Here is a 19,059-nt window from a genome sequence, read left to right on the forward strand (position 1 = left end):
AATATATACCAATATTGCATGCCTCTTAGTTCATACAAAAATTTAAAGCCTTCTGATGAGAAGATATATTGATCTGATAGAACAAACTTTTGACCTGCCCACTGAAGATTTTAAGGTAGATCAGCAGGGACTCTATTTTCATGACGTGCCACTGATGGACGTGATTAAAGAATTTGGTACACCGCTCAAGCTCACTTATCTGCCCAAGATCAGTGAGAATATTCAGCGGGCCAAGCAGATGTTTAGCCAAGCTATTGAAAAACACAACTATCAGGGAAATTACCAATACTGCTATTGTACCAAGTCTTCTCACTTTGAGTTTGTGCTCCGCGAAGCCTTGAAAAACGATATTCACCTGGAGACATCTTCTACCTACGATATTCAGATTATCCGGAAACTGTATGAGCAGGGAAAGATTGATAAAAACATTCGTATTGTCTGTAATGGCTTTAAGCGTGATTTGTATAAGCAGTATATCAGCGAAATCTTGAACGATGGATTCAGAAATTGTATTCCGGTGCTGGATAACTTGGGGGAAATAAATTACTATGAGGAGCATGTTAAAGGTGAATATGAGGTAGGCATCCGGGTAGCTTCAGATGAGGAACCCCGCTTTGAGTTGTACACTTCCCGCTTAGGAGTGCGCTATAGTGATATTATTGAGTTTTATCATGAGAAGATAAAAAATAGTAGAGCAAAGCTTAAAATGCTTCACATATTTGTAAATCAGGGCATCAGTGATTCTGCCTATTATTGGAGTGAGCTTAGTCGCTTTGTATACAAATATTGTGAGTTGAAAAAAATATGCCCTGAGCTGAATTCCATTGATATCGGGGGAGGCTTTCCGATCAAAAATTCCCTCTGGTTTACTTACGACTATGCCTATATGGCGGAGCAAATTGTGGCTAATATCAAAGAAATATGTGATGAGAACGATGTGCCGGTGCCTGATATCTACACTGAGTTTGGTATCTATACCGTGGGAGAAAGTGGTGCGGCGATTTACTCCATTCTGGATCAGAAGCTGCAAAATGACAAAGAGTTATGGTATATGATAGATGGCTCATTCATTACCCAACTGCCCGATATCTGGGGGCTCAACCGTAAGTATATTATGCTGGCAGTGAATAATTGGGAGAATGAATACCAGAAAATAAACCTGGGCGGGCTAACTTGCGATAGCATGGATTACTATAATTCAGAGGCACATACCAATGAGGTCTTCCTGCCCAAAATCAAAAATGGAGAGCAGCAGTACATAGGCTTTTTCCACACCGGAGCATATCAGGAGGCGATTGGAGGCTATGGGGGTATTCAGCATTGCCTGATTCCCGCGCCTAAGCACGTAGTGATCAATAAAAAAAGTGACGGTACGTTTGACTATCAATTATTCGCCCGGGAGCAGGACAGCGAAGCGATGATGAAACTGCTTGGCTACTGAGTTTTGAAAAACTTGATGGGGTATGATTTTTTAGCCGGGAGGAGTAATAAGAGTAAAACAAAAAAAGGGAGCGGATAGCATGTGAATTTTCTGCCCGCTCCCTGAAATTATTGAACTTATAGATTAAACCTCGCTGGTTGACTTTCTATGTTACCGATTGGTTGGCATATGCCTTGACGTCTACAATTCTGGCGATAAAGTAAGACTGCCCATTCAGACTAAAATCATCAAGCTTAATCTCAGCCTCGAACTCCAGCCCGTCTTTATTTACCAAAGTGTGCTCTGATTGGGTATGAAGGTGTTCTCTTAAATAACTTACGATTTCTCCTTCTCCTACATTTTTGAAGAATGCGCTTACATTGATGCCGCTCAGTTGCTGTTCGGTGTAGCCAAACATCTTCTGGGTATTTTTATTAAAGAAGTCTAGTTCACCATTTGCGCCAATGCTGATGAAAGAAGCAAGCGCAGTATCCAGCACAGCTTTGATACGAGACTCACGTTCTGTCATGCTCCTTTGTTTACGGTTCATCTCTTCCTGTGTCGCCTGCAGTTCTTCCATATTCTGACGCATCTCCTCTTCCTGAGCACGCATCTGTTCGGTCATCTGTGTAGACTCTTCCAGTAACTGCTGAGTACGAGAGTTCACCTTGGCAGAAGAAATGGTAGAAGCAATGCTTTCAGCGATTTTTTGTAAAAACTCTATTTCATAATCTTTAAATACCTGGAAAGAAGCGATCTCAATAGCTCCGTATACTTCCTCATTCACCAAAAGAGGAACAATCAAAATACTGGTAGGGTTGCTATCTCCCAAGCCTGAGGTAATTGCTATATAATTTTCCGGAACATCAGTGAGGAAAATAGTGTCTTTTTCTTGCCATGACTGTCCTACCAGCCCTTCACCTTTATAAACTTTTTGCTCAACATATTTTTGACGATCCCAGGCGTAACATGCTTCTAACTTCATATAAGCTTCGTCACCATCGGTATCTTGAACTATGAACATACCTCCCTGATTAGCATTCAGGTATTTAATAAGGTCCGACAGGATGGTATTGCTCAACTCTTCTACACTATGGTTGTTCTGGCGAAGAATTTCACCAAATTTAGCAGAACCTTCTGTAGCCCAGTTTCTCTTCTTATCGTCTTCGGCTACTTTTTGCAGGTTATCACGCATGTTGATCAGGGCATTGCCTAATACATCATGCTCACTAAGCGGACTGAAAGATGCCTGATAATTTCCTTCTCCTATTTGCTCGGCAAATTCAGAGGTGTCGCGTAGGCCATTCACTAAGATATCTACTGCCTTAGCCATATCACCTACTTCATCATGGTTAACCTTTTGTTTGTTGTTATCAGTACCTTTTTCTTCCTGAGGAAGTTCGCCTTTGCCTAATCTTTGGATCAGCTCTTTTAAATAATTAATTGGTTTGGTAATGTTGCGGGTGAGCCAAAATGCTCCTAAAAGACCGATAAGAATAGTAATAGTACACAGGATCAGGATTATGTTACTGAGCTTGTCCGAAGAGGCAATGATGCTGGCTTGTGCCTGGTCTGCTTCTTCACGCTTCAGTGAACTGATCTTATATAGTTGGTCTTTAAGCTTATTGGTTCTGGGTAATACTTCACTCTCAACAGCTTCAGTAGCCTGCCACTTAACCATAGCATCTTCGTAGTCTTCAAAAGAAACCAATTGTGACATGATATCTTTCTCTATGTCAATCAACTCTTCAAAACCAATGAATACTGAGTCTACAGTTTGACGCTGGACAGTATCCTGCCAGTAAGGAAGGAGTGCCCCTAGCTTATCTTTAAGTTCTGGGTAGCGGAAACTATGCAAATCCTTGAGCGCTTCTTTGTCTTCCTGATTGTTTTGAAGGTAAACCCAGTTAGTGACCAGCATTTTGGATTCAGTCACCAAAAGGATAAATTCATCAATTGCTTTCACTGAGGGATCAATGACTTCTGTGTTTTCATTGATCAGTGTGTTGCTGTTACTGATCGTAATAATACTAACAGCCGCATTAATGGCGAAAATGACAATCAGTGAAATAAAACCACCAAAAATTTTACTACCAATTGTGAACTTAGGTTTCTTCATAATGATTACAAATGTATTCTATGCTAATGGCCCGATTTTTCGGATAAACGGATCAAAACTATGTGATTAGAAAAAGGTATATTAGTAGAGTACAAGTTTTCATCTTTATTGGTGGATATAAAACTTATCTGAAGATGAAATATTACAGGGTAATTTCTATGCGCTTTTTGACCTGCCTCCACCAAGTACTATAACTTATTGATTGACAATTTTTTCAGGTCACAAACTGTTATGCTTAAACTAGTACTATTACAATCCGTGCTGTTTATTAACTTTGTGTTCAAATCCAAAATGTATGATAGACAAATTAGAAGCCATAAAGGACCGTTTTGAAGAAGTGGGGCAGTTGATTGTGCAGCCTGATGCAATGGCCGACATGAAAAAATACTCTAAGTTGAGCAAGGAGTACAAAGATCTTGAGAAGGTGGTGAAAAAATATAACTCCTATCAAGATGTGTTATCCGATCTTAAGAGTGCCAAAGAACTACTTTCTACGGAGAAAGATCCTGATTTCCGGCAAATGGCTAAGGATGAAATAGAGGCTAAAGAAGATGAGAAAGAAGTGCTTGAGGAAGAACTCAAGCAGATGCTGATTCCTAAAGATCCTAATGATAGTAAGGATATAATACTGGAGATAAGGGCAGGCACCGGAGGAGACGAAGCTGCTATTTTTGCCGGGGACCTATTCCGTATGTACCAGCGCTATGCCGAGAAGAAAGGCTGGAACCTGACCATACTTGACCTGACCGAAGGGTCTTCGGGAGGCTACAAAGAAATTATTAGTACCGTATCGGGTGAAGATGTATATGCTCAGCTTAAGTTTGAATCAGGAGTTCATCGTGTCCAGAGAGTACCTGCAACTGAAACTCAGGGACGAGTACATACTTCAGCCGCCAGTGTGGCTGTATTACCCGAAATGGAAGATGTAGAAGTAGAGATTGATATGAATGATGTTCGTAAGGATACTTTCTGCTCCTCAGGTCCCGGTGGACAGTCCGTAAACACCACTTATTCTGCGGTACGCCTTACCCATGAGCCTACCGGCCTGGTGGTAACTTGTCAGGATCAGAAATCTCAGATCAAAAACCTGGAAAAGGCTTTGAAGGTACTTCGCTCTCGCCTGTATGAGATAGAACTGGAAAAACATAATGCGGAGGTAGGGGCTCAGCGTCGCTCTATGGTAAAAAGCGGAGACCGCTCTGATAAAATCCGTACCTACAACTATCCTCAAAGCCGTGTGACAGACCATAGAATCAACCATACTGTATATAATTTGCCATCAGTAGTAGATGGCGATCTGGACGATTTTGTTGAAAAACTGAGGATTGCTGATAATACCGAAAAAATGGAGGAAGGAAAGGCGTAAGCCTGAAGAAGCTTAGACCATGGGCTATTTAGTTGATCTTGGGAAGTTGACACTACTGCTGATGCTGATTTTATCCCTCTCCTGTACGCCTGAAGAAGAGATAATTTCTACGGATAAGAGGTTAGCATTAGCATTCAGCCAGGATACGGTAAACTTTGATACACTCTTCAGTACTCAGAAAAGCATTACACAAAGCCTTCAGATTTACAATCTAGATGATAAGGCGGTACAAACTGATATCCAACTGGCAGGAGGAAATAGTTCAGCCTATTCCATATTCATCAATGGTGCAAAAGGCGTAGATTTTAATGATGTTCTCCTCCGGGGAGGAGATAGCTTGCTAGTATTGGTAGAAGCTAACATTGACTCCAGAGATGAAGATGCTCCTTTCATCATAGAAGACTCTCTCCTTTTTCTGACCAATGATAATCAGCAGAGCGTAAAATTATTAAGCTGGGGACAAGATGCTTATTTTATAGATAGCTGGCAGGTTGAAGAGGACCTTATGCTCTCAGCAGTACGACCTTATATAATCAGAGATTCTATTTGGGTGAAAGAAAATGCAAAACTGCAAATTCCTGAGGGCGCAAATTTGTACTTTGAAAAAGGAGGAAGTGTATGGGTAGATGGCAGCATAGAAGTCAAAGGTCATGCTGAAAATCCTGTACTTTTTACACACGTACGTCAGGATGGTGCTTATGCTAATGGTTCAGGCCAATGGCAGGGCATATTTATGAGCGAAAAAAGCCGGCAATCCGTAATAGATCATGCTATTATCCGCAATGCTGAAGTAGGCCTGTTTATCTCCAAGCCTGATGAAGATACAATTCCCGACCTGCTTATTCGTAATACAGTGATTGAAAACATGTCCATCAACGGAATTCTTGCTATTAACTCAGATATTGATGCTTACAATCTGGTCGTTAATCATTGTATGGTTAATGCTGTGGGAAGCTTTGGGAAAGGATATTACCGCTATGTACACTGCACTTTTGCTAACGATGCGGTGACTTTTGCCCGTGAAGGAAGCACCGCTTTTTTTGTGGATACGCTACAGGCTGATCCATCCCTTAATCAGGATTTTCACCTGGAACTTCGGAATAACATCATTTGGGGAAACATGAAGAACGAGCTAGGTTTTATACTGGCAGAAGAAAGCTCTGAGATAGAGGTATCGTTTAATTTGATAAAAGCCGAAGCAGTAGACTTTCCTTTTCCAGAGACCAATATCCTCAATGAAGCTCCTCAGTTTACGGATCCGGCAATATACAAATATGCGTTAGACTCAACGTCTGCGGCCATAGATCAGGGTAAAATTACTTTTGTAAAAGAAGATATAGAGTCAAAAGAAAGAGACGAAAAACCTGATTTAGGAGCATATGAGTTTGTGAAGCAGGTTGAATAGATTCTTTCACCAAAACGATTATTTATACTATGCAAATGTTTCAGAAAGAAATAAAACTTCCCTCCTACTCAAGGGGATTTCATATCATTACGCATCAAATAGAAAGAGAATTTGAAGAAATCAGACATATACAGCAGGGATTGCTCCACGTATTCATTCAGCATACATCTGCTAGCCTTACGATCAATGAAAATGCTGACCCTACGGTAAGAGAAGATTTTGAGCGCCATATGAATAAAATGGTGCCCGAAAACGCACCCTACTACGAGCACACACTGGAAGGACCAGACGATATGCCCGCTCATATCAAAAGTTCGCTCATGGGCAGTAGCGTTACTGTTCCTATTACTCGAGGAAGTCTCAACCTGGGAACCTGGCAGGGAATATATCTTTGTGAGCACCGCAACCGGGGAGGTAACCGCCGGTTGATATTGACAGCGTACGGACATTAAAAAAGCTGATTCAGCTTATTGCCGAACCAGCTCAATTTGAAATTCTCAATTTGTGACCTGTGCTATCTAATTTTTGCTAGCGTCAAAGAGCTTTTGCTTCTCTTCTTTGGTAAGGCTATCGTAACCACTTTCAGAAATCTTATCCAGAATTGCGTCTATTTCCTCCTGTTTGCTCTGGGTATCGGCGGTAGGACGACCGTTGCTTCTCTTCTTCTGCGCATTGCGATAAGAGACTTTTACCTTAGGCTGTCTTACAAAAAAGCTCTTAATAAATGAGAAGAAAGAGGCAAGCGGTTTACCAAGATCGTTACCACTCTGAAGCTGCTTGATATAAATGAAGCCTAGTGCTGCTCCTGCCAGGTGAGCCAACTCCCCCCCAGCGTTGGGTCCGGCAGACTGGGCGAAAGAAAGAATGACATAAAAAATGGCAATATACTTGATCCTGACCGGTCCGAGCAAGATAAGCGCGATGGTGTAATTAGGCATAAAAGTAGCAGCTCCTACTACCACCGCATATACCCCTGCTGAAGCTCCTAACATACGAGAGGTGTCTACCGCATCGGCAAAATAAGGCAGGGTGTTATAGATCAGAATGTAAAAGAGCCCCCCGGCTAGTCCTCCCAATACATATAAATTGACGAACTTCTGGCTCCCCAAAAACTCCATAATCAGGCTGCCAAACCAATAAAGAAAGAGCAGATTGAAAAGAATATGGAAAAACCCCTCATGGGTAAAGAAGTATGTGATAAGCGTCCAGGGCTTTACAATAAAATTATCCAGTGCTGCTGGCAGCATGAGCTGGCGGAGAATCAGCTCATATATTTCTCCGGCACCCGAGAAAGCTAAAATAACTCTGAAAAATATCAGAGCCAGAAATACTACTAAATTTATTACCAGAATCTTCATCAGGCCATTGTTGGGCCTATTGAAGGCATTTTTAAACTCGTCTAATATACTGTTCATGACAACCTTTGCTAATAGAAAGAATTACGTTTTCCTTGCCATACTTTGATGAGTATGAAGGCAAATAACATCCCGCCAAGGTGAGCAAAGTGCGCTACATTGTCTCCGGGTACGCGGTCAAATCCTGCCCAAAGCTCGTATAGTCCGTAGAATAATACAAAATATTTTGCTTTAATAGGAAAAGGAAAAAATAACAGAAATAATTCAGTGTTAGGAAAAAGTAATCCAAAGGCCATAAGTATGCCAAAAATAGCGCCCGAGGCGCCTACCATTGGAATATCTGCTTTGCGCTCCAGAATCTGATTGGCCCATTGCTTCCCCTGGTTGATATAGCTGGTGCTATTGGGATTATCATAATATTGATCTATAAAATTTTGTACTTCAGGGCTTTGCCAGGCAAACTGTGCATTGTCTCTTACAAAAGTATCAAAGCGTGCAGGAGTAGGCTCTGAAACATAAGCTTCCACTGCGTTTTTGAGCTCATTGACTTCATAAAAGTTAATACCCGAATATAGCAAAGCAGCTCCTAGGCCGGTAACCAAATAAAATACCAGGAAACGTTGACTACCCCAGAAACGCTCCAGCAAAGGCCCAAAGATGAAGAGGGCAAACATATTACCGAAGAGGTGGCCTAAACCACCATGGATAAAAAGATGGGTAAAAAACTGATAGGGACGAAAGCTATCAGAGAAAATATAGCGAAGCCCCCCAAACTCTACGAAATTAATAGAAAGAAGAGACTGAGCAATAAAAATACCGATGTTGATAATCAACAGGTTTTTAACAATAGGGGTGAGTCTTCCAAACATGCGTGTTATTTAAAAAAGTCTGAAATCTGGTCAAACTCCAGGATGTAGTAAGTCTTACGGCCATCCGGAGCATAGTCAGTGTGCAGGCAGCCAAACAGGCGGTCAATGAGCGTTCCCATTTCTGCCGGGTTGAGCTTTTGCCCTCTTTTGACCGACATACGCCGGGCGATAGAACGTGCTACACTTTCTCGTTTGTTACTGGAAAGGTCGGATTGGAAGGATTTATATTGTTCTATAAGCCCCTCAAATATTTCTTTTTCGTTTCCACCTTTTATATCAGTAGGTACGCCGTTTATGACGATGGTGTTCTGTCCGAAGATGGTAAAATCAAACCCGAGAGCATGAATTTCATCCTGAAGCTCATCTACCAGGGCCATATCTGCTGAATTAAGCACTAGCGTTTGTGGGAAAAGTGACTGCTGTGATACACCTGAGCGGCGCTCCAGTGCCAACGAATAATGCTCATACAAAATGCGCTCATGCGCAGCCTGCTGGTCAATGATCATTATACCGGATTTAACCTGAATCATGATATAGCACTGGTGAATCTGAAAAGGTTGCTCACTGGTGCCATGAGTAGTATCATTAAATAATGAAGCCCCACTAGGTATCCGGTTGGCAGCACTCTGAAAAGTCAGAGAGTTTTCTTCCTCCTCTTTTTTCTCTTCAGTATCATCCTCAAAGTTGAAATAAGAAGAGTGTTGGGGCTGATTGTATAAACTTTCCCACTGGGAAGTATCCGCACGCTTAAGGGCAGATTGTTGCTTGAATGCTCTTTGAGCATTATTTTGAGTATTTGGAGAAGGATCAGGCGGAGTACTTCTTTCTCCTCTGGATATGCGGCTCAGGATACTGAAATGGTTCTCTTCTCTTTCCTGCTCATCCAGTGAAGGAGTAACAAGATTAGTTCCTAACGCTCTTTTTACAGCCGCACGAATAATGGCGTATACTGTACGCTCGTCGGCCAGCTTAATTTCCGTCTTGGTAGGGTGAACATTGACATCTATTTCTGCCGGATCTATTTCAATAAATAGCGCATAAAAGGGAAAAGAATCTTCAGGCAGCATAGCCTCATAGGCACTCATTACCGCATGGTTCAGGTAGCTGTTTTTGATAAACCTACGGTTGATAAAGAAAAACTGCTCTCCGCGGGTTCGCTTGGCATACTCAGGCATACCGATATACCCATAAATTTTGAGTGAGGGCGTTTCTTCCTGGCAGCTCAGAATCTGCTTGCGATAGCTATCTCCCAGCAGCTCAGCAATACGACGGCTGAGTTTCCCTTTACCCAGGTCATAAGTGAGCGTGTCGTTGTTGTAAAACTCAAAAGAAATATCCGGCCTTGCCAGCGCCACCCGGAAAAACTCATCCATGATATGGCGCATTTCTACTGCGTGTGACTTCAAAAAAGTACGTCGGGCAGGAACGTTAAAAAAAAGATTCTTTACACTGATAGAAGTCCCTGCATCTGCGGTCATAGGTTCACTATCCTTAAACAATGAGCCTTCTACACTAAGACAAGTGCCAAATTCGTACTCCCGCGTGCGGGTAATCAACTCTACCTGAGCTACTGCTGCTATTGAAGCCAGCGCCTCCCCTCTGAACCCTAAGGTATGAATGGCATAAATATCCTCAGCTCGTCTGATTTTGGAAGTGGCATGCCGCTCAAAACTCATACGGGCGTCTGTTTCACTCATACCGGTGCCGTTGTCCTTTACCTGGATAAGGGATTTTCCTCCATCTTTGACAATCACACAAATATGATCACTGGCCGCGTCTATTGCGTTTTCTAACAACTCCTTGACTACTGACGCTGGCCTCTGCACTACTTCCCCTGCTGCAATCTGGTTAGCAATGGCATCAGGCAGAAGTTGAATGACATCTGACATGTAAGCTACCTCCGTTTCGAGTATTTTCTTATTCTGATAAAGAAATAGATTGGAACGATAAGCACAAAGATGTAAAAAATATCATTACCATATAATAAATAGCCCCCAATGAATACAATCAAGGAAATAAGAATGATCATTTGTAAAATATTTGCATTCTTAGTATAGTTAGCTCTTCTAGAGAATGAGCCGGCAATACCTGAGCTGTAATCAGAGCGTCCTTCTTTACGGACTTGGCTTATTTCTTGCTTAATTCTGCTAGTACGTTCCTCTATATCTTCTTTTACAGGATCGTAATAGCGTGGTTCAATATTAAATCGCCTATTGTTAGGCAGACGGGTGAGTGTAGGGAATTTCATCTCTGTATTCTTTTGATATGCAGCACTAAATAGGCCAAATATTTGTTAAAATCGCAAACGAAGAACGCCCTTATGTTGAAAAAAGTTTTTCAGCACTTTCTTTTTCATATGACAATTTTGGGACTTACTCAGCTTTTGGCAATACAGTTGCTCACAGCGGGTACACCCGGTAGCAGAGTCCCAAGAGAGCAATGGATAGCCAGTGTTTTTGATACCCTTAGTCTTGAACAAAAGATAGAGCAGCTCTTCGTTTTTTCTTTATACGAAAACCAGGATAAGGAAGATATACAGCGCCTGCTTCAGCTACTAAACAGGCGTAACATTGGGGGGGTGTATGTGCAGGCTGAAAATGTATCTGCACAGCTTAACATTACACAGCAATTACAGCATCGAGCAGCCTTCCCTCTGCTGATAGGCATGAATGCCCGACTGGGTGCAGGTACAAGTCTGGATAGTGCAATCAGGTATCCTTCATTTATGACCTTAGGAGCTATACAAAATGATGCTTATCTGTATGATTTGGGGGCAGAAATAGCGAAACAATGTCGTAAGCTAGGTGTGCATGTAAATATGGCTCCTGTCTTAGATATAAAGGGCGGTAAGGTGCAGCCAGCAGCTGGAGGAGATATGATGAGCGATGATTTTGGTCAGGCTTTTGCCAAAAGCTTACGCTATATGCAGGGAATGCAGGACTATGGACTTATACCTTGCTATAAGCAATATCCGCTGGCTTCACCTTTGGCCATGGCCAGCCTGGGAGGTAGGGCCTCTTCTACCAATTACCAAGAAGGGAAATTAGTAGCACAGCTTAACTTTACTCGAGAAGGTAATGAGATCTCTGACAAATCATTCCTGTTGCGTAATGCTATTCCTGAAAGCTATCTCTACGAAAAATACCTGGAGTTAGAAGGATTAGCAATCTCCAAACCCCTCAGTGGTATTCAAGGAGATGCTGCCAAGGTGGCAGTAAAGACCCTGCAAGAAGGGAATGATATGCTCTTGGCAGGAGCAGAAATTGAGCAGGCTATTAACGGAATAAAAACGGCACTGGCACAAGGGGAACTGTTGGAAGAAGACATTGATCGTAGAGTCTTCAAGATATTGAATGCCAAATATCTGGTAGGTTTGGATGGTCAGTTGGTAAATACCTTATCTCAACCTACTAAAGAAAAGACAGTACGCTGGAAGAGTGAAGCATATATGCTCAAGCAGTACCTCTACGAAGAGGCTATTACAGTAATTCACAATAAGGAGTCACTGATTCCGGTGCGGGTATTGGATACTACTTCTTTCGCTTCACTTTCTATTAACCTGGATCAGGAAGGGGCCAGTCCCTTTCAGGAAATGCTGGATAATTATGCTCCATTTACCCATTACTATATAGAGAATAGTAAAAAGAACATCAATTACAATAGTCTCTACAAAGAGATAAACCAATATGGGCATGTGATGGTAGCGCTGTACGACCACCCTTCTCGTAAAGGGCCTCAGGTTGATCGCGAACTACTCACTTTCCTCAAGTTTTTGCGTAAGAAAAGCAATGTTACCATTGTCGCATTTACCCAGCCTCATCACCTGACCGACCTGGAAGAGTTTCCGAGCCTGGTATGCGCCTATGAGGATGACCCGGTGGCGCAGGAAGTTGCTCCTCAAATTTTGTTTGGAGCTATAGGGGCAAAAGGACGTTTGCCGGTGAATGCCTCTAAAACCCTAAGCGCTGGAATAGGTGTCAATACCCGCGGCCTGGCACGCCTGGGATATGCTCAGCCCGAGGCTGTAGGATTAGATGCAGATACTTTGCTATTGATAGATTCATTGGCACAATGGGCAATAGATGAAGAAGCCACTCCCGGTTGTCAGGTGCTTATTGCCAGAAAGGGCAAAATAATTTGGGAAAAAGCCTATGGCTATCAGACCTACGACAAGAAAGACCCTATTACACCAGAGACTATTTACGATATAGCTTCGGTAAGTAAGGTGGCGGGCACCATGCAGGCGATCATGTTCTTACAGGAGAGAGGAACAATTAATTTGGAAGAGAAAATATCGACTTACCTTCCAGAACTTAAGGGTACCGATAAAGAGCATATTACGGTGAGAGAAGTATTATTGCACAGGGCCGGCTTACGCTCGTTTATTCCCTTCTGGTCTATGACCAAAGACCGCAAAGGGCTGAATCCTGACCTGTATCGCTTTTCTCCCGAAGAGGGGTATAATATGCAGGTAGCCAGTGGGCTGTATGCAGTAAGCAGCCTCAGAGATTCAGTTTGGCAATGGACGATTGATTCTAAGCTGCTAAGAAAACGTGGCAGACGTAATCCTTCCTGGAAGCCTGAATATAATTACCGTTATAGTGACCTGAGTTTTTATATATTGCATCGCTTAGTAGAGCGTATGACGAATCAGCCTATGGATGAGTTTTTATATCAAAACTTCTACGACCCCTTAGGTTTACGCACCTTGACTTACCGTCCTCTAAGAGAGTTTCCGGCTGAAAGAATAGCCCCTACAGAAGAAGATAAACACTTCAGAGATGCGTTGATAAGAGGAACAGTACATGATGAGGGCGCTGCACTTTATGGCGGAGTAGCTGGTCATGCCGGTTTGTTTAGTAATGCACATGACCTGGCCGTACTCATGCAAATGAACCTGCAAGATGGTATCTATGGCGGAGATCGTTATTTTCAGACAGGTACAGTAGGTAGGTTTAGCATAAGACAATATAATGACAGTCGCCGAGGCTTGGGCTGGGATAAACCTGAATATATCAGAGACGGAGGCCCTACTGCGCCAGAGGCTTCTTATGCTTCTTTCGGCCACTTGGGCTTTACGGGTACAGCGGTATGGGTTGATCCAAAATATGACCTGGTTTATATATTCCTTTCTAATCGTATACATCCAAGTGCCCGGAATACAAAACTTCTTACAGAAGGTGTGCGTACAAAAATACAGTCGGTAGTTTACCGTGCTATGGAAGATTATAACGGTCGTTGACCTCTCACTCATTTTTAGATGAAAATAGGTATTGTTTGTTATCCTACTTTTGGCGGTAGTGGCGTAGTGGCTACCGAGCTAGGAAAAGCTTTGGCCAAAAAAGGCCATCAGGTACATTTTATTACTTACTCTCAACCCACTCGCTTGGACTTCTTCAACGAGAATCTATTTTACCACCAGGTAGATGTAAGGACATATCCCCTCTTTCAGTATCCTCCCTACGAGTTGGTATTGTCCAGCAAGATGGTAGAAGTGGTAAAATACGAGAAGCTGGATGTATTACATGTGCATTATGCGATCCCCCATGCCTCAGCAGCCTTTATGGCTAAACAAATTTTGGCTACTGAAGGAATTCATATTCCTGTAGTGACTACGCTGCATGGCACCGATATCACACTGGTCGGTAAGGATGCATCCTTTGCTCCTGTCGTTACTTTCAGTATCAATGCATCAGATGGCATTACGGCAGTTTCTGAAAGCCTGAGGTCAGAGACCTACGACTATTTCAATATTACCAAAGACATTAAGGTAATCCCCAATTTTGTGGATCTGGAACGTTTTAAGCGTCAGCGCAAAGACCACTTCAAGCGTGCTATCTGCCCTAACAATGAGTGTATGATTGTGCATGCTTCTAACTTTCGCCGGGTGAAGCGGGTAGAAGATGTGGTAAAAGTTTTTGACAAAATTCGCAAACAGGTTCCTGCCAAGCTACTGATGGTAGGGGATGGACCGGAAAGATCCAATGTAGAGAAGCTTTGCCGGGAGCTGGGTATCTGCGATGATATTCGCTTTCTGGGTAAGCTGGAAGCCATAGAAGAAGTGCTCTCCGTGGCCGACCTCTTCCTGATGCCCTCTGAGAAAGAAAGTTTTGGGCTGGCAGCCCTGGAAGCGATGGCATGCGAGGTGCCAGTGATTACCAGTAATATTGGTGGGCTCACCGAACTGAACGTTGACGGAGAAACAGGCTTTGCTCTTCCTGTAGGAGATATAGACGGCATGACAGAAAAAGCCATTTACATACTGTCTTCTGCCAATCGGCTAGATGCTTTCAAGAAAAGAGCCTTAGACAGAGCCAAGGAGTTTGAGGTCAGCCAGATTGTTCCTCTGTATGAAAAACTCTACCAGGAAGTATTGGATAAGTTCCGTAATGTGGCGATGTCCTAAGGGGTTATTTTAAGAAGTTGCGTAAATACCGGCAAATTGCAGGGCCTCTCTGCTCTAAATCGTCGATAAGATCTTGCTCATCTTCTATTCCTACGGATAATCTTAACAGCACATCTTTTACTCCGGCTTTCTTTCGCTCATCAGGAGGGAGCAGGGAATGAGAAGTACGGGCAGGCATATTTACAATCGTCTCTACGCCTCCTAAACTTACTGCCGGAGCTATTACCTTAAAGCGGCGAATCAAAGCTTCTGCCTCAGCCCCGCTGCGGAGCGCGGGTTCAAATGAAAGCATACCCCCAAACCCACTCATTTGTCTGCTTGCAATCTGAAAATCAGGGCTTCCCTTTAAGCCTGGGTAATATACCTGCTGAACTTTAGGGTGTGTCTGCAAGTATTCTGCTAAGGATTGCGCATTTTTATTTTGCTGATTTACCCGTAATGACAAAGTTTTCAGACTGCGTTCTATCAACGCGCAGGTAGTAGCATTTACATTACTGCCTAAAATTTTTCCGCTTTCACTGATACGCTCCCTCAACTTCTGAGAAGTGGCTACAGCCCCAAAAAGGAGATCGCTATGGCCTCCCAGGTATTTGCTTCCGCTATGGGCTACAATATCTATCCCAAACGTAATAGGGTTCTGGTTAATGGGAGAAGCAAAAGTGTTATCAATCATTGTCAGCAGCCCATGATGCTTGGCAAGCTTGGCCACTGCCTTCATATCTGTTACCCTCAAGAGGGGGTTGGAAGGGGTTTCAATATAAATCATTCTGGTTTCTGGACGTATGGCAGCCTCCATCGCTTCTGTATTCGCATCGGCAAAACTATAACTGATGCCAAACTGAGGAAGCATCTGCGTAGCCATCTGATAAGTGCCTCCGTACAGGTCTTTCTGGAAAAGTACATGTTCTCCACTCTTCACCAATGCCAGCATACTATTGCTGATGGCAGCCATGCCGGAGCCAAAAACCAGCCCTGCTTCGCTCCCTTCCAATGCGGCGATTTTGGCAGCCACCACTTTCTGATTGATGGTATTAAAATTTCGTGGATAACGGATGTCATTCTGATCCAGGAAGTCTATGGCAGAAGAAGTAAAGATAGGTGTATTGACCCCTTCGGTATTCATGCTTTTTTCTTTTCCGGCATGCACACAAAGGGTAGCTTTTCCACTTTGATCATTCATATCTTTGGCAAATAAACAGTTAAGCCCGGAATATGATAAAATACTGCTAATGAACAAAGCCAAATGTGTAGATTCTGTCAGGCAAATGCAGTTTGCCTTCATAAATATATTCTATCTTCCGCTTTGTAATGTCAGACGTTGAAGAAAACATAGCAATTGCTTATCTGCAACAGGATGAGGATAAGGAAAATAAGTGTATACTGACCAGTCAGCGCTTAATAGTAATACATCGTGGCAGGGTAAATAGCTTCGAGCGACATCATATTAAAGACTTAGGGTTTAGTAAACGCAGAATTATGCTGCCTCTGGTAAGTGGGGGCATTATGGCACCACTCAGTCTTCTGGCTATCTTTCTTAACCTGTACAACCCCTGGCCTCTGATGTTTATCTTTTTTCTGGGCTTGGCGCTTTTTTACCTGGGTTGGCAGCAACATCCGGTACTTACCGTCAGAGATGGTGTGAAAGAACACGACTTTTTTCTAAAAGAGGCAACACCAAATTTACGCGCATTTACATCTTTTGCCCGGCAGGTGATTTTTCAGGGGAGTAGCTGGCTCTTTTATCCGATTTTACTTGAGGAATGGGTTATGATTAAGGAAGAAGAGGTATTTGAGCCGAAAGCACTGAAGAGAAAGAATTTTCTGCGCCTGATGAATAACAAACAGTTAGTTCGGTGGCGGCAGCAAAAAAGAAATAAAGTCGCTGCTTATGCTATCCTTCATATTGATCCATTGAAAGTCAAAGCTAATATTCGGTATGAAACTACCGAAAGAGGTTCCCCGGAATTATACGCTCATGTATACGGCGCAATAGAACGAGAAGCCATTGTAAAAACAGAGTACAGTTGAGTTTGGGAAATGGTAAATTTGGTATATTTTGAAAGCTATACAGCGAATAAATACATATAGCCATAATCTACCTACTAAAACAACTACCATGTCTGTAAAACTTTTTCTTATATTTTCATGCATACTCATGATAGGATCTACAACATACTCTCAGGGACAGGCGCAGCAGTGGATGAAGTACGAGCTCACTTTTGAAAGTGATAAACAATATGAAAATCCACTATATGAAGTCGATAGTTTTAATGCTGAGTTTACGGCTCCTTCCGGCAGAACACATAAGATCCACGGCTTTTGGGATGGAGGGCGCAGCTGGAAAATCCGCTTTATGCCTGATGAACTGGGAGAATGGCAATACAAAACATCATGTTCTGATAAAAGTAATAGCGGTCTATCCGGCCATGAGGGAAGCTTTCTTTGTGAAAAAAATACCAGTGAGCAAGCGATTTATCAAAAAGGTAATATCATCCACAATGAGGGAGATTACCACCTGAGTTATGCGGATGGCAAGCCTTTCTTCTGGCTAGCCTGTACCGCCTGGAATGGGGCGCTGAAATCTACCGAAAAAGAATGGGACGATTATCTGGCTCACCGCAAAGCGCATAACTACAGTGTCATACAGTTTGTCACTACCCAGTGGCGGGGGGCAGATGTCAACAGCCAGCTTCAGAAAGCTTTTACTGGTCAAGGTAAGATCAAGCTTAACCCGGCTTTCTTTCAGCATCTGGATCAAAAAGTAGATAAGGTCAATGAGTATGGGCTGGTCGCTGCACCGGTCTTGCTTTGGGCATTACCTAAAGGAGAAGGCAAAGAACTCAGCCCCGGCTATGCTTTACCTCAGGAGGAGGCTATTAAGCTTGCCCGTTATATGGTAGCCCGCTATGGTGCTCACCATGTAGTCTGGGTATTAGGCGGTGATGGATGGTATACTCATCTGTACGAACAAAGGTGGAAAAACATTGGTAGGGGAGTATTTGGAGATGAGCATCCGGGCGTAGTTGCCCAGCATCCTATGGGGCGCTCCTGGATTGGCGAAGCCTATGCAAATGAAGACTGGCTGGATGTGGTAGGCTATCAGTCAAGCCACGGAGTAAATACTGGTACTATTGACTGGATCAATAAAGGACCTATGAAGAAAAACTGGGATAAACTGCCTGCCCGGCCTTTGATCAATATGGAGCCTTGTTATGAAGAAATTTACTTCCGGACCACCGATACGCATGTTCGTAATGCTTCTTACTGGAGCATTTTTGCCACTCCCGTTGCCGGTATCACTTATGGGGCAAATGGCATCTGGCCATGGATACGTAAAGGAGAAAAAATCCTTAATCATGGGTCATTGAGCGAGAAAAGCCCAAGTACATGGCGAGAAAGCATAGACTTTCCGGGTAGCCACCAGATGGGATATCTGGCGAAATTCATGCAGCAGTTTGACTGGTGGGAGTTAAAGCCAGATCATAATTTACTAAAGAAACAGCCTGGAGAAGAGCAATTTGATCATTATATCTCTCTTCTGCGCACCGATGATTATAGTACTGTGCTTACCTATGTCCCTTTTAAGACGGAAGTACAAATCATAAACGCTCAGAACCTCAGTTATCAGGGGCAATGGTATAAGCCGGTAGATGATAGCTATGTAAATGCAGATATTGAAACTCATTCAAATACTATCCTTACTAGCCCCCCCGATGAAGGAGATTGGGTCCTGATACTCAGATCCGGGAAATAAGCACAAGAAGGGAAAATTCTTACATTGATTAGCTCACTTTTTTTTTCAGTTTACCTTTTTGGTGTAAGCTTTAAAATGAATTTACAGAAATACGGAGATAAAGTACTAGCAATAAAGTAGGGGCTGGTTTTAGATGCCTAAGTAATACTCACTATGCTTCTCATAACCGTAAAAATTGAGTTTTTTACAATTTAGGAACAGATGCGTTGAAAGGTAATTTTTTTTATAAAGGGAGAAGGCTTAGCTGTTTTTTTTACAAAAGGCAAAAAAACAATATTTGATAAGCGATTGAAAACTAGAAGGTTATTGGGTAAAAAAGTGAATTAAGGGCTATTGCAGCATAATTAACTCTATTTTTCTGATTC

At 42.7% G+C, this 19,059-nt stretch carries 14 protein-coding genes; 8 read left to right on the plus strand and 6 right to left on the minus strand.

Annotated features, from left to right (window positions below; all coding sequences use genetic code 11):
• Positions 1–55: 55 nt before the first annotated feature.
• A complete protein-coding gene (locus tag OKW21_RS28945) occupies positions 56–1,441 on the plus strand; it encodes a type III PLP-dependent enzyme domain-containing protein (RefSeq protein ID WP_277486586.1) in 1,386 nt (461 codons plus the stop codon).
• A 145-nt stretch (positions 1,442–1,586) separates the two neighbouring features.
• On the opposite strand, the gene OKW21_RS28950 is transcribed toward OKW21_RS28945, so the two are convergent.
• Positions 1,587–3,539: a GAF domain-containing protein gene (locus OKW21_RS28950; protein ID WP_277486589.1), complete on the minus strand. Its 1,953-nt coding sequence runs from the start codon at positions 3,537–3,539 to the stop codon at positions 1,587–1,589.
• Positions 3,540–3,834: 295 nt separating this feature from the next.
• Between OKW21_RS28950 and prfA the strand changes: the two genes are divergently transcribed.
• The 3 genes from prfA to OKW21_RS28965 are packed head-to-tail and all read left to right on the plus strand — an operon-like array spanning position 3,835 to position 6,762.
• Entirely contained in the window at positions 3,835–4,905 is a 1,071-nt protein-coding gene (gene prfA / locus OKW21_RS28955; protein WP_277486591.1) for a peptide chain release factor 1, read from the plus strand.
• A gap of 19 nt (positions 4,906–4,924) precedes the next feature.
• The gene (locus OKW21_RS28960) at positions 4,925–6,310 is read left to right on the plus strand and encodes a hypothetical protein (RefSeq protein ID WP_277486596.1); all 1,386 of its coding nucleotides are present in this window, start codon (positions 4,925–4,927) and stop codon (positions 6,308–6,310) included.
• Positions 6,311–6,339: 29 nt separating this feature from the next.
• Complete coding sequence (locus tag OKW21_RS28965) at positions 6,340–6,762, plus strand: secondary thiamine-phosphate synthase enzyme YjbQ (protein ID WP_277486599.1); 423 nt, start codon at positions 6,340–6,342, stop codon at positions 6,760–6,762.
• Positions 6,763–6,828: 66 nt separating this feature from the next.
• On the opposite strand, the gene OKW21_RS28970 is transcribed toward OKW21_RS28965, so the two are convergent.
• Genes OKW21_RS28970 through OKW21_RS28985 form a run of 4 tightly spaced genes read right to left on the minus strand, consistent with a single transcriptional unit; the run spans position 6,829 to position 10,782 of the window.
• Entirely contained in the window at positions 6,829–7,725 is an 897-nt protein-coding gene (locus OKW21_RS28970; protein ID WP_277486601.1) for a rhomboid family protein, read from the minus strand.
• An 11-nt stretch (positions 7,726–7,736) separates the two neighbouring features.
• Positions 7,737–8,534: a rhomboid family intramembrane serine protease gene (locus OKW21_RS28975; protein ID WP_277486603.1), complete on the minus strand. Its 798-nt coding sequence runs from the start codon at positions 8,532–8,534 to the stop codon at positions 7,737–7,739.
• Positions 8,535–8,539: 5 nt separating this feature from the next.
• Positions 8,540–10,423, minus strand: a complete 1,884-nt coding sequence (gene mutL, locus OKW21_RS28980; protein WP_277486605.1) for a DNA mismatch repair endonuclease MutL — start codon at positions 10,421–10,423, stop codon at positions 8,540–8,542.
• 5 nt (positions 10,424–10,428) lie between these two features.
• Complete coding sequence (locus OKW21_RS28985; protein ID WP_277486607.1) at positions 10,429–10,782, minus strand: hypothetical protein; 354 nt, start codon at positions 10,780–10,782, stop codon at positions 10,429–10,431.
• A gap of 72 nt (positions 10,783–10,854) precedes the next feature.
• Between OKW21_RS28985 and OKW21_RS28990 the strand changes: the two genes are divergently transcribed.
• Positions 10,855–13,776 (plus strand): serine hydrolase, encoded by a 2,922-nt coding sequence (locus OKW21_RS28990; protein WP_277486609.1) that lies wholly within the window; start codon positions 10,855–10,857, stop codon positions 13,774–13,776.
• Positions 13,777–13,794: 18 nt separating this feature from the next.
• Positions 13,795–14,940 (plus strand): N-acetyl-alpha-D-glucosaminyl L-malate synthase BshA, encoded by a 1,146-nt coding sequence (gene bshA / locus OKW21_RS28995; protein ID WP_277486611.1) that lies wholly within the window; start codon positions 13,795–13,797, stop codon positions 14,938–14,940.
• A gap of 4 nt (positions 14,941–14,944) precedes the next feature.
• Here bshA and OKW21_RS29000 read toward each other — a convergent pair whose 3' ends face one another.
• Positions 14,945–16,120, minus strand: coding sequence for a trans-sulfuration enzyme family protein (locus OKW21_RS29000; RefSeq protein ID WP_277486614.1), 1,176 nt, complete (start codon positions 16,118–16,120; stop codon positions 14,945–14,947).
• A gap of 128 nt (positions 16,121–16,248) precedes the next feature.
• Between OKW21_RS29000 and OKW21_RS29005 the strand changes: the two genes are divergently transcribed.
• The gene (locus tag OKW21_RS29005; RefSeq protein WP_277486616.1) at positions 16,249–16,968 is read left to right on the plus strand and encodes a DUF952 domain-containing protein; all 720 of its coding nucleotides are present in this window, start codon (positions 16,249–16,251) and stop codon (positions 16,966–16,968) included.
• Between the two features lie 127 nt (positions 16,969–17,095).
• Entirely contained in the window at positions 17,096–18,694 is a 1,599-nt protein-coding gene (locus tag OKW21_RS29010) for a glycoside hydrolase family 140 protein (RefSeq protein WP_277486618.1), read from the plus strand.
• The last annotated feature ends 365 nt before the right edge of the window (positions 18,695–19,059 follow it).

This window comes from Catalinimonas alkaloidigena (assembly GCF_029504655.1).
Taxonomy (GTDB): domain Bacteria; phylum Bacteroidota; class Bacteroidia; order Cytophagales; family Cyclobacteriaceae; genus Catalinimonas; species Catalinimonas alkaloidigena.